Genomic DNA, 12051 nt, shown 5'->3' with positions numbered 1-12051 from the left:
TCAGCGCTGATGGTACGCTGATTCACGCTGATCACAAGGAAGAAACGAAAGGAGGATCAGCGGAGATCAGCGTACCATCAGCGTTATCTGCGTACCCCATTCAGCCACCCGCGCCTATCTTCTCCCGCTTGGCCTCGATAGCCTGCAGCAAGTCCTCGAAGGAGTCGGCGAAGGCCTTCACCCCGTCCCGCTGCAGCTCCTCGGTGATGGCGTCCAGGTCAATGCCCATCTCGCTCAGGCGCCGCACCCGCTCCCGAGCCTCGTCCACTCCCTTCTCCAGGGTCAAGGCCACCTTGCCGTGGTCCTCGAAAGCCTGCAGGGTCTCCGGCGGGATGGTGTTGACCGTGTTCGGGCCGATGAGCTCGTCCACGTACTTGGTGTCCGGGTAGCTGGGGTTCTTGGTGCTGGTGCTGCCCCACAGAGGCCGCTGCACCCGGGCCCCGCGGCCCGCCAGCCTCTCCCAGCGCTCCCCGGAGAAGGTCTCTCGGAAGCGGGCATAGGCCAGCCTGGCGTTGGCCACCGCGATCTTGCCCTGCAGGTCGGTGTTCCCGATCCTCTCCAGCTCGCGGTCCACCGCCGTATCCACCCGGCTGACGAAGAAGGAGGCCACCGACGCCACCCGAGCCAGGTCCCCCCCTCGCTCTGCCAGGTCTTCCAGCCCCGAGATGTAAGCCTCGGCCACGGCATCGTAGTGGGCCAGGGAGAACATGAGGGTCACGTTGATGTTGATCCCTTCAGCGATCAAGGTGCGAATGGCGGGGATGCCGGCCGCGGTGGCGGGCACCTTGACCATGAGGTTGGGCCGGTCCACCGTGGCCCACAGGTGCCGCACCTCTTTGAGGGTGCCATCGGTGTCGTCGGCCAGCCGCGGATCGGCCTCCAGGCTGACGTAGCCGTCTCGCCCGTCGGTGCGGTCGTACAGCGGCCGGAAAAGGTCGGCCGCGGCCCGGATGTCCTCGATGGCCAGGGCCTCGTAGAGGTCCATGAGGGGCATGTCGCTGGCGGCCAGGCGGCGGAGCTGGTCGTCGTAGTCGTCGCTGCCGCCGATGGCCTTGGCGAAGATGCTGGGGTTGGAGGTCATGCCCCGCAGGCCCCGCTCGATGAGCCGCTGCAGCTCACCGGAGGCGATGAGCGACCTCCTTATGAAATCCAGCCACACGGACTGGCCCAGCTCGGCCAGCTGCTGCATCTTGGTCACGGTAGCCCTCCTGAAGAACAGAACGCTGACCACGCTGATACTACGTTGATTCTCGCTGATCCCTCTCTGTATTCGCTTTCCGATCAGCGTGGTATCAGCGCAATCAGCGTTCTATTCTATCCCACCTGCTACGCCGGCTCCACCCGCACGGCGCAGACTTTGAACTCGGGGATCTTGGCCACGGGATCGAGGGCAGCGTGGGTGAGTACGTTAGCCGCCGCCTCGGCGAAGTGGAAGGGGATGAACACCACCCCCGGCTTCACCCGCCGAGTGAGCTGAGCCTGTAGCTCGATCTGGCCCCGGCGGCTAGCCACCTTCACTCGCCGCTGACCGTTCAGGCCGATGGCCCGGGCGTCGTCGGGGTGTATCTCCAGGTAGGGCTCCTTCGCTTCCTGCTCCAGTTTCTCCGACCGTCGGGACATGGAGCCGGTGTGATACTGGAACATCAGCCGGCCGGTGGTGAGGGTCAGAGGGTATTCCTCGTCCGGCAGTTCGGCTGCCTCCTGGAATCGGACCGGGTGAAAGCGGCCCAGCCCACGGGCGAACCGCCCCTGGTGGAGGATAGGAGTGCCGGGATGGTCGGCGGCAGGAACGGGCCACTGAAGGAACCCCTCCTTATCCAGCCGATCGTAGGACACGCCAGCGTAGCTGGGGGTAAGGCGAGCGATCTCCTCCATTACCTCCGCTGGGGAGCCGAAGTCGAACCCGGACGCGCCCATCGCCTGAGCCACCGAGCAGATGATCTGCCAGTCCGGTCTGGCCTGACCCAGAGGCTCGATCGCCCGGCGCACGCGCAGGAGGCGCCGGTCGGTGCTGGTGAAGGTGCCGTCCTTCTCGGCGAAAGGAGCCCCGGGCAGCACCACGTCCGCCAGTTGGGCGGTCTCGGTGAGGAAGATGTCCTGCACCACCAGGAAGTCTAGCTGCTCCAGACAATGCCGGGTGTGGTGGCTGTCCGGGTCGGAGAGCATCGGGTTCTCGCCCATGATATAGAGGGCGCGAAGCGATCCCTTGGCGGCGGCCGTGGTCATTTCCGTTGCGGTGAGGCCTACCCGCTCGGACAGGCCTTCGACGCCCCAGGCCTGCTCGAACTTGGCCCTGACCTCGGGCTGGTCCACCCGCTGATAGCCGGTGTACACATTGGGCAGCCCGCCCACGTCGCAGGCCCCCTGGACGTTGTTCTGACCCCTCAGCGGGTTTACGCCGCCGCCGGGCAGGCCCAGGTTGCCGGTGAGCAGGGCCAGGTTGGCGATGGACTTGACGTTGTCGGTGCCGGTGGTGTGCTGGGTGATGCCCATGGCGTAGAGGATGGCGGCTGGCTTGCTTCGGGCATAGAGGCGGGCCGCCTCCCGTAGGCTATCGGCGGGGATGCCGGCGATCTCCTCCACCCGCTCGGGGGTGTACTCCGCCACCGTCTGCTTGAGTTCCTCGAACCCCTCGGTGCGCTCGGCGATGAAGCTCTCGTCGGCCAGCCCCTCGGCGATGATGACGTTCATCATGCCGTTGATCCAGGCCACGTCGGTTCCAGGGTGAGGCTGGAGGTAGATGTCGGCCAGGCGGGCGATCTGGGCCCGACGCGGGTCCACCACGATCACCTTGGCGCCTCGCTCCCGTCCCGACAGCACATGGCTGGCCACCAGAGGATGGGCCTCGGTGGTGTTGGAGCCGGTTATGAGGAAGCACTGCGTCTCGGTGCTGAACTCAGGCACGGAGTTGGTCATCGCCCCACTGCCGCACGCTGCGGCCAGACCGGCCACTGTGGGGGCGTGTCAAAGCCGGGCGCAGTGATCCACATTGTTGGTCTTGATGACGGCGCGAGCCAGTTTCTGCAGCAGGTAGTTCTCTTCGTTGGTGCACTTGGCCGAGGTGAAGAAGCCCACGCTGTCTGGACCGGAGTCGTCCCGCGCGGCGGCCAGTCGCTCCGCCACTAGGCCCAGGGCCTCCTCCCAGGAGGCTTCCACCAGGGAATCGCCCTGGCGGATGAGGGGCGCCTTCAGGCGCTCGGAATGACGGACGAAGGCGGCGGCGTTCCAGCCCTTGATGCACATCCGACCGCGGCTGATGGGGTCTTCCTTGGCGGGGAGGACGCCGACGAGTTCACCGTCCAGCACTTGCAGGTAGAGCTGGCAGCCAGAGCCGCAATAGGGACAGGCGGTGAGTACGTTCCGGTATTCCATGCTAACGCTGCCTCTCCTTACGGTCGCTCAGTCCGACCAGGGCGCTACGGGCGAACACGAGGTTCGCCCCTACGGCTAGGGCGCTCTCAGAGTCCTGCGGCAGGCCAGCAGAGATGACTCCCGCAGAACACTGCGGGCGAACACGAGGTTCGCCCCTACGGCTAGGGCGCTCTCAGAGTCCTGCGGCAGGCGAGCAGAGATGACTATCGGAGCCAGTCTGGGCGCTATCGGGCGCTGCATCGCCTCTGTTCCGCGTCTGCTGGCTGGCCGGTGGTGGTTCCTGGCCCGCGCCAGATGGCAGCTCGCCCAACCCTGGCTCGGCTTTGGGAAAGCCCTGCCCCCACGGCCGGGCGTGGAGTGCGCGCCGGCACATCCCGGCCGCGCAGCTTCACTGGGAAACATCGCGCTCCGGCGGTCAGCTCTATCTGTGCGCCGACGGACACCGAGGACGCCAACCGGAATTCGGGCACGTCGTCTCCCTCCGGGTAGAGCTAGACCGCCTGTCGCAGGTTGCGCACCGTCTCGTTCAGGGCGTCTCCCTGGGTGACCACCGCTAGATCGAGGCACCCGGCCACGTAGCCGGCCTCTTCGTCCGGGTAGATCACCGCCTGAACCACATGCCGCAGACGGGCCACAGTTGCTCCTTATCGCGCGATCAATGAGTTGCATCTCGTATTGTGCTTCACTGTGCGGACTGGGGCTCAATGGTGCTCTCCTCGCAGTGGGGCGTCGGTGAGGGTGAGCGAGAGCGGTGGCGGCGCCTCGAGGTCGGCGCCCGGCTCGTAGTCCAGCAGCTGGGCCACGTCCTGGCGGATCAAGTCGTAGAGCACGGTCAGAGGGATATGAGCGGGGCAGGTGAGCTCACACTGGCGACAGCCCACGCAGCGGTTGGCCATGTGCATGGCCCGGATGAGGTGGAAGGTGGGGAAGGGCGGGGCCAGCATCCCCGGTTCCACCCACAGTGGGTTCTCCAGGGCACAGGCTTCGCAGAAGCACTCCGGGCAGATGTTGCGGCAGCCGTAGCACTTAATGCACTTGCGGAACTGCTCCTGCCAGAACTCCCGGCGCTCCTCGAGCGCCATCTCGTCGTACCGGGCCACCAGCGGGTGCGGGCCGGCTCCAGGTACTCTCTCGCCCAGCAGTTCCCCCTCGGGCCAGCCTTCCAGGCGCGGCGCCGGATCGGGGCAGTAGCACTCCTCGGCCTCCTCGGAGGTGCAGGCCACGCCGAGAAGGTACAGGCGGTCCGGATCTACCTGATGGCGCTTGGCCATCTCCACCAGAGCCCGGACGTCACACCCCCGAGCCACCACCCCCAGCCGTGCCTCCGGGTGGCGCCGCTGGAGCAGGGCGACAATGGATGCCAGAGGGTAGCGCGGCTCCAGCACCAGACCGGTGAGGTCGTCCCCCGGTCGGAAGAGGTAAGGGGCCGCTCCTTCCACCGTCCGCCGCACGGCCAGAATGCCGTCTAGCTCGGGCAGCTTCTCCGCCGCCCGAGCGCGGGTGTCAGTCTCCTGCGACAATTGCTTCCTCCCGGACGCCCTCCACGCTACCCGTCCTGTGTCTCCAGTGCCGCCGGTCCTAGGGCGCGGATGCGCTCCACGAACGCCGTGGTGACCTGGGCGTAGCGGGTCGCCTCCGCCGAGGAGACATAATCCAGCTCCAGGCGATCGGGGTTGATCCCAACGTATCCCAGGATGCGGCGCAGGACGGGCATCCGCTTGGCGGTGCGGTGGTTGCCGGTGGAGTAATGGCAGTCGCCGATATGACAGGCCAGCACCAGGACCCCGTCCGCTCCCTGCCGGAAAGCCCGCAGTATCATCTCAGGGGAGACCCTCCCGGAGCACATCATCCGGATGGGCAGGATGTTGGCGGGGGAGGGTATGCGAGCGACGCCGGCGTTGTCCGCCCCGGCGTAGGAACACCAGTTGCACATGAAGGCGACGATGCGGGGCTCGAACGGGGTAGACTCTGCCGTCTCGGGCCCAGTCGCGCCTTTGGTTGCGGTTGACATCTCACTCATCCCGTCATCCTCGGTCGAGAGGGCGGACGCGGTGGTCCGCCCCTACGAGGCCCCATCCATTCGACTGCTGCAGGGGCCGGCCACCGTGCCTGCCCTGAACCTGTGCCGAGCCGGCGCTACCAACTGACATCACGCCGGCTCTGCCAGTAGCCCCTCGATCTGGGCCACGATCTCCTCGTCCGTGAAGTGCAGCGAGGTGATAGCCCCGGCGGGGCAGGCAGCGTCGCAGGTGCCGCACCCCTGACACAGAGCCGGGTTGACCTCGGCCTTGCCCTCGGCATTCAGGAGGATGGCGCTGTACGGACAAACCAGCACGCAGTCGCCGCAGCCCACGCACCTGGACACCTCCACCTGGGCCACGGTAGGGGCGATGGTCACCCGTCCCCGGTTGAACAGGCGCACCACCTCCATGGCAGCGGCTCCGGCGTGGGCCACCGTGTCCAGGACGTCGCGCGGTGCCTGGCAGCTCCCCGCCAGGAACACGCCGCCCGTGTTCGTCTCCACCGGACGTAGCTTGGGGTGGGCTTCGGCGAAGAAGCCGTCCGGGGTGAAGCTCAGCCCCAGGAGCTTGGCCAGGTCGCCAGCATCGGGCTGAGCTTCGACGGCGGTGGCCAGGACCACCATGTCTACGTCCACCTGCACCAGCCGTCCCAGGTCGGTGTCCTCCGCTCTCACCCGGAGCTTGCCGTCGGGCAGGACCTGTACCTCCGCGCCCCGGCCGCGGACGAAGACCACCCCCTCTTCCTGCACCCGGGTGTAATACTCGTCGTAGGCCTTGCCGAAGGCGCGGATGTCCATGTAGAAGCTGTACACCTGGGCACCGGTCTTGTCGCGGATCTGATGGGCGTGCTTCAGGGCGTACATGCAGCATATACGGGAGCAGTAATTGTGGGCGTTCTCGTCACGGCTGCCCACGCAATGGAATATGGCGACCGCCTCCGGCACTCTGCCCTCGGCGGTGACCAGCTTGCCGCTGGTGGGGCCTCCGGCGCTGGTAAGCCGCTCGAACTGGATGCCGGTGAGGATGTTGGGCGAGAGGCCATAGGAGTACTGGGGCAGCTTCCTGGGGTCCCACATGCCCAGCCCCGTGGCCACCACGATGGCCCCCACCTGCAGCTCGAGGATCTGGTCCTCCTGCTCGTAGTCAATGGCCCCGATGGGGCAAGTCCTCTCACAGATTCGGCAACGGCCTCGGGTGAAGTAGAGGCAGTTCTCTCGGTCTATCACCGGGATGTTGGGGACGGCCTGAGCCGAGGGTCGGTAGATGGCCTTCCTCTTGCCCATCCCGGCCTCGAAGACCTCGTCCACCACCTGGCGCGGGCACCTCTCCTGGCACAGCCCGCAGCCGGTGCACAGCTCTTCATTCACCGAGCGGGCCCGCTTGCGCACCTTGACGGTGAAGTTGCCTACGTAACCGGAGACGGCTTCCACCTGGCTGTAGGTCAGTAGAGTGATGTCTCGATGCCGACCGGCATCCATCATCTTTGGACCGAGTATTCAGGTACTGCAGTCCAGGGTGGGGATGGTCTTGTCTAGCTGGGCCATGCGCCCGCCGATGGACGGTTCCTTCTCCACCAGGTAGACGCGATAGCCGGAATCGGCGATGGAGAGGGCTGTCTGAATGCCGGCGATGCCTCCCCCTATCACCAGAGCGGTCTGGTTGACGGGCGCCTCGCGCGCCTCGAGCGGGGCGTGCAACCTCACCCGGGCCACGGCGGCGCGCACCAGCCGCTTGGCTTTCTCTGTGGCGGCCTCCTTGTCCTGGATGACCCAGGAGACGTGTTCCCGGATGTTGGCCATCTCGAAGTAGTAGGGGTTGAGGCCGGCAGCGGCCACCGCCCGCTGGAAGGTGGGCTCGTGCATACGGGGGCTGCAGGAAGCTACCACCACCCGATTCAGCCCCAACTCCTTGATGTCCTGCTGTATCATCTGCTGGCCCGGGTCGGAGCAGGTGTACTTGTGCTGACGGGCCACCACTACCCCCGGCAGATCGGCAGCCATCGCCACCACCGCCGGTACGTCCACGGTGGCAGCGATATTCACGCCGCACTCGCACACGTAGACTCCTATGCGCGGCTGTTCCATAAGGTCAGACTCCTCTCAAGACGGCTCAGCCGAACGCCCCTTGCATCACGTTGAACGGCTCCTGTGCCCTGCCGAGCGCCCCTTGCATCACGCTGAGCGGCTCCTGTGCCCTGCCGAGCGCCCCTTGCATGACGTTGAGCGGCTCTTGCGTCATGCCGAGCGCCCCTTGCATGACGTTGAGCGGCTCTTGCGTCATGCCGAGCGCCCCTTGTGTCATGCTGAACGAAGTGAAGCATCTCCAGGCCGCTGGTCGAGAGCCTTCGCTACGCTGCTCATGGGGTAACCCCCGTCCGTCGTCGTGGGGCCGCCCGACATGGTGCACGTCGCCCTCCGGTGCGGCCTTGCCCATCACGCGGTCTGTACCTCCGGCTGCACCAGCCGGGCCAGGGCCGGGGCCACCGGCACCACGTGTCGGTGGAACATCATCTCCGCCTGGGGCAGGCCGAAGGCCAGGCCCAACAGTTGGGGCAGAAACAGCACCGGCACTCTGAAGGGTCCTCCCACCGCGCGCGAAGCTGCCTCCTGGTAGCTGTCTAGGTTCATGTGGCACATAGGGCAAACGGTGACGATGCAGTCGGCCGGGCTGCACGCCTCCAGAATCGCTCCCACCATGGGCTGCGCCACCTCCGGCTTGGTCACCATAAGGGAAGTGCCGCAGCAGTACGCCTGGCGGGCATGGTGGTGGACGGCCACTCCCAGTGCTTCCAGGATGGCGTTCATGGAGGTAGGGCGTTCGTCGTCGTCGAAGGGGCTGTAGGGACGCACGGTCTGGCAGCCGTAGTAGGGGGCCACGGTGAGCCCCGTGAGGGGCCGGCGCACCCGGGCGGCGATGGCATCGGCGCCGATATCGTTGGCCAGCACATCCAACAGATGGCGGGCCCGCGCCTTGCCCCGGTAGGTGAGTCCCTCCACCTCCAGAGCCTGGTTAATCTTCTTCAACGTCGCCGGTTTGGCGGCAGCCGCATCGGTGCGGCGGAAGTTGGTGTAGCAGGCGCTACAGATGGTCAACACGTCGAGGCCCGCGCCGTCCCGTTCGGCCAGAGCCAGGTTGCGGGCGGGCAGCACTAGGCCCAGGAGCTCGCTCATCACCGGGGCCACGCTGGCACCGCAGCAGGTCCAGTCGTCCAGTTCCTGGAGCTCCACATCCAACACCCGCATGACGGCCAGGGTGGACTTGAGATACTCGAGGGCCGATCCCTCGGCCGAGCAGCCGGGGTAGAGAAGGTACCTCACGGAGCTGCCTCCAGTTCCGCCACCCGTTGGAAAAGGCGGTCCAGACGCCCCTCGCCCCCAAACGCGGGCACCTCCGGCCGGACCTTCCCTCGCCGGAAGAGGGTGAGCCCCAGGGGAGCGAAGTTGGCTGCCTTAAGGGGGTTGGCTGCCAGCAGGTAGCGGGCCATGAACTCGAACTCGCGCATGCGGCCGTAGCGACGCATGACGTGGGCGAAGGAGCGGTAGAAGGCGCCGCTCTCCCGCGAGGAGACGAGGCCTCTCTCGAGCGCCAGTTCCTTGAGGCTGGTGATCAGCTCCGTGAGAGGAATGCCTCGGGGGCAACGAACCTGGCACTGGTAGCACAGGCTACAGAGCCACATGGTCTTGCTCTGTAGCACCTCGTCCGTCATGCCCAAGTGCACCATGCGCCACATGATCCGGGGAGTGACGTCCATGGCTGCCGCCGCGGGACAGGAGGCGCTGCAGGTGCCACATTGCAGGCAGCGGTGGATCTCGCGTCCGCGAGACGAGATTCGGTCCACCAGGTCGGGCTCTTGTCGTAGGGCGGCCAAGTCCACCACCGATTGCTGTCTCACGGGCGTCTCCGCGGCCTCACAGACGTCGGCAGAACCGGCTAATCCGGATAGGATCAGTAGCATTTTCGACGGCGGCCTGCTTTTTGTCAAACAGCAGAGCCTGTACGTCCCTCCGATCGCTCCTCCAGGCACAATCTTTTGCAGTCCCGCCGGGGACCTGCTAGCATGAGATCGCTGCCGTGCCGGGTGCGCTCGGCGCCCGGAGTTGGGGCGCGGCCAACGCTTCGCGATAACTGCAGCCTGGCCGGCGACTGGTCGGGCTTCCTGCATCACCAGTGCCTGAAGAGAGGCTATTGCTGCGCCTGGCGATGCTGGGCCGCGCCCGCGTGACTGAGCTATCTCTCTGGGCTGTCCTGCTGACGCCCGGCGCGGCCAGCGGCACCACGCGGAGGTGGTGCCACTCAGTGCCTCGTCGTAGGAGGTCGGATGGCCGAGAATCCTTTTGATGCCCTATTGCCGAGGGAGATCGCCGAGCGGGCGGAGGTAACGGGGGAGGCCCGTACTGCGCTCGATGCGATCACCACTCTGGGCCTGGCCACTCTGGCCGGTGGCTTCATCTCCATGGGTGCGGTCTTCAGCACCACCGTGGCCACCGGCAGCAGCGCTCTGCCTTTCGGTGTAGCACGTCTGCTAGTTGGTCTCGCCTTCTGTCTGGGCCTGATCTTGGTCGTGGTCGCCGGAGCCGAGCTGTTCACCGGCAACAACCTGATCATCATGGCCTGGGCTAGCGGCCGGGTCACCACGCGCAGGCTACTGCGCAACTGGGGTCTGGTCTACGCCGGGAACTTCTTCGGCTCGGTGATCACCGCTGTCCTGGTGGTCTTGGCTCGCTACCACTTTGGCGGCGGCACCGCGGTTGGGCTGCAGGCCCTGCGCATCGCCGAGGCCAAGTGCTCGCTGGGGCTGGTGCAGGCGATCGCCCTGGGCATGCTCTGCAACGCCCTGGTGTGCATCGCCGTCTGGCTGATCATGGGGGGCCATTCGACTACCGACAAGATTCTGGCCACCATCTTCCCCATCAGCGCCTTTGTCGCCAGCGGCTTCGAGCACAGCGTGGCCAACATGTACTTCATCCCTGTGGGGCTGCTGATCAAGAGCGACGCCGCCTTCCTGGCAGCGGCAGGCGTGGCGGCCTCGGAGTTCCCTCACCTCACCCTGACCAACTTTCTGTTCGTTAACCTGCTTCCAGTGACCATCGGCAACATCATCGGCGGCTCGGTGATGGTTGGCTTGGCCTACTGGTCCATCTACCTGCGCCCGGCCAGAGTGCGGCGCCAGAAAGGGCCTGCCGCGGTAGGGGCGGTGCCGGCCAGACAACACAGCCGCTGACGGGACAGGGCAGAGGTGTCCTCCGGCTCACCGAGCGCTACCTGTTCGCTGACCCGCTGGGCGTCTGGCAGCAGGTAGCCCGGTGGCCGCTGGGATGTCTGTGCGCGTCCGGTGCGCCGGTTGCAGGAGAGGAAGAACGATGAGGGTGTGGTCACTTTAGGCCCGGCGGGCTGCTGGGAGGCTCTGAGGTGAGATCGCTGAGCACCGGCGGGAGAGCGCTGCCATTGAACCGTCGCGACTCGCCCGTCGCCGGGCGACCTGGGGGTGGCGCATGACCTCTCGCGAGCGAGTCGAGGCTGCTCTGCAGCACCGCGAGCCCGACCGCACTCCCATCTTCGAGTACGTCCTCCTCGCCCCGCTGGCCGATCAGCTCCTGGGCCGACCCTACGGCGGCGACCCCGTTCACTGGCGTGGCCTGCTGCGGGAGCTGGGCTGGGAGGGGGCGGTGCGCCGGGTGGCAGCAGATCGGCTGGACCTGGCCCAGCTTCTGGACCACGACATGCTCTACGTCTACTCCACCGGCTCCCGCCATGCCCTGGAGCCGGCCTCCGACGTTCCCTCTCCCGAGTTGCCCGACGATCCGGTGGAGCGAGTCAGGCTGCGGAACGAGGCAACCGAGCGGGACCTCGCCGCGCCCGCCAACGACGACCGGTTCTTCATCTACGTCTGCGTCAAGGAAGAGATGGACCGGCGGGGGATTGACCTGCCCGTCCTGGCCCCGGCGTATGCCCACGGCGTCTGGACCGACGTGGACTTGATGCAGACCATGCTGCTGGCTCCGGAGGTGGCTCATCGCCACTTCGCTCTGGCCACCCGGCGGGCGCTGGCGCTGGTGGAAGGCTATGCTCAGGTGGGGGTGGACCAGTACGGCGTGGGCGGCGATTTCGCCGGCACGCGGCCCCTCATCTCTCCCCGGGCCTACCGCGAGTTCATCATGCCCGAGGTGCGCACGGTGTCCCGCCGGGTGCACGAACTGGGCGGCTGGGCGGTGAACGCCAGCGACGGCGACCTGTGGCCGGTGATCGAGGATTTCCTGGTGGGCTGCGAGGTGGATGGGTACCTGGAGATAGACCTGCACGCGGGGATGGACCTGGGCCGGCTCAAGGCGGCCTACGGCGATCGGATCACCTTCTACGGCAACCTGGACCCGGGCAACATCCTGAGCTTCGCCACCCCAGATGAGGTGAAGCGGCATACTCGGGAGTGCCTGGAGAAGGGGAGGGGGAGCGGTGGTCACATCCTCTGCGCCAGCAACGCCATCACCGCCAGCGTGCCCTTGCGCAACTACCTGGCGGTGATCGAGACGTACCGGGACATGTTCGGGCTGCCGCCGCTGGACCTGTAGAGGATGACGGTGGCACGCTGATGGCGCTGATGTCACGCTAATTCACGCCGATCAGGCGACGGGGCAGGCGGGCGCCATCAGCGGAGATCAAC

Annotated in this window: 11 protein-coding genes; 2 read left to right on the top strand and 9 right to left on the bottom strand. The window is 66.6% G+C overall.

Annotation, left to right across the window (positions count from 1 at the left end; translation table 11 throughout):
• Nucleotides 1–100: 100 nt before the first annotated feature.
• The 9 genes from tal to HPY83_09160 all read right to left on the bottom strand — a co-directional run bounded on the left by tal (nt 101) and on the right by HPY83_09160 (nt 9285).
• Nucleotides 101–1198 carry a transaldolase gene (tal, locus tag HPY83_09200; protein ID NPV08125.1) on the bottom strand — a complete coding sequence of 366 codons (1098 nt, stop codon included), beginning with the start codon at nt 1196–1198 and terminating at the stop codon, nt 101–103.
• 128 nt (nt 1199–1326) lie between these two features.
• Nucleotides 1327–3372 carry a formate dehydrogenase subunit alpha gene (gene fdhF, locus HPY83_09195; GenBank protein ID NPV08124.1) on the bottom strand — a complete coding sequence of 682 codons (2046 nt, stop codon included), beginning with the start codon at nt 3370–3372 and terminating at the stop codon, nt 1327–1329.
• A gap of 491 nt (nt 3373–3863) precedes the next feature.
• On the bottom strand, nt 3864–4007 hold the full coding sequence (locus HPY83_09190; GenBank protein ID NPV08123.1) for a hypothetical protein: 144 nt from the start codon (nt 4005–4007) through the stop codon (nt 3864–3866).
• Between the two features lie 66 nt (nt 4008–4073).
• Entirely contained in the window at nt 4074–4892 is an 819-nt protein-coding gene (locus HPY83_09185; protein ID NPV08122.1) for a hypothetical protein, read from the bottom strand.
• Nucleotides 4893–4918: 26 nt separating this feature from the next.
• Entirely contained in the window at nt 4919–5392 is a 474-nt protein-coding gene (locus HPY83_09180) for a hydrogenase iron-sulfur subunit (GenBank protein ID NPV08121.1), read from the bottom strand.
• A 129-nt stretch (nt 5393–5521) separates the two neighbouring features.
• Nucleotides 5522–7477, bottom strand: coding sequence for a CoB--CoM heterodisulfide reductase iron-sulfur subunit A family protein (locus tag HPY83_09175; protein ID NPV08120.1), 1956 nt, complete (start codon nt 7475–7477; stop codon nt 5522–5524).
• A 25-nt stretch (nt 7478–7502) separates the two neighbouring features.
• Entirely contained in the window at nt 7503–7829 is a 327-nt protein-coding gene (locus HPY83_09170) for a hypothetical protein (GenBank protein NPV08119.1), read from the bottom strand.
• Nucleotides 7826–8710, bottom strand: coding sequence for a CoB--CoM heterodisulfide reductase iron-sulfur subunit B family protein (locus HPY83_09165; protein ID NPV08118.1), 885 nt, complete (start codon nt 8708–8710; stop codon nt 7826–7828). The genes HPY83_09170 and HPY83_09165 overlap by 4 nt, the downstream gene beginning before the upstream one ends.
• The gene (locus HPY83_09160) at nt 8707–9285 is read right to left on the bottom strand and encodes a 4Fe-4S dicluster domain-containing protein (GenBank protein ID NPV08117.1); all 579 of its coding nucleotides are present in this window, start codon (nt 9283–9285) and stop codon (nt 8707–8709) included. Before HPY83_09160 ends, HPY83_09165 begins: the two co-directional genes overlap by 4 nt.
• Before the next feature lie 426 nt (nt 9286–9711).
• Between HPY83_09160 and HPY83_09155 the strand changes: the two genes are divergently transcribed.
• Together HPY83_09155 and HPY83_09150 are read left to right on the top strand one after the other, a co-directional pair.
• Nucleotides 9712–10614, top strand: a complete 903-nt coding sequence (locus HPY83_09155; protein NPV08116.1) for a formate transporter FocA — start codon at nt 9712–9714, stop codon at nt 10612–10614.
• Nucleotides 10615–10885: 271 nt separating this feature from the next.
• The gene (locus HPY83_09150) at nt 10886–11959 is read left to right on the top strand and encodes a hypothetical protein (GenBank protein ID NPV08115.1); all 1074 of its coding nucleotides are present in this window, start codon (nt 10886–10888) and stop codon (nt 11957–11959) included.
• The last annotated feature ends 92 nt before the right edge of the window (nt 11960–12051 follow it).

It is taken from the genome of Anaerolineae bacterium (assembly GCA_013178015.1).
Lineage (GTDB): Bacteria > Chloroflexota > Anaerolineae > DRVO01 > DRVO01 > Ch71.
Note: the sequence above shows the minus strand (reverse complement) of the source record. Positions and strands in the feature narration are given on the sequence as shown.

Coding starts and splice junctions, on each gene's coding strand:
- HPY83_09180 (NPV08121.1), bottom strand. CDS start 5,392: ATGAGTGAGATGTCAACCGCAACCAAAGGCGCGACTGGGCCCGAGACG.
- HPY83_09155 (NPV08116.1), top strand. CDS start 9,712: ATGGCCGAGAATCCTTTTGATGCCCTATTGCCGAGGGAGATCGCCGAG.
- HPY83_09150 (NPV08115.1), top strand. CDS start 10,886: ATGACCTCTCGCGAGCGAGTCGAGGCTGCTCTGCAGCACCGCGAGCCC.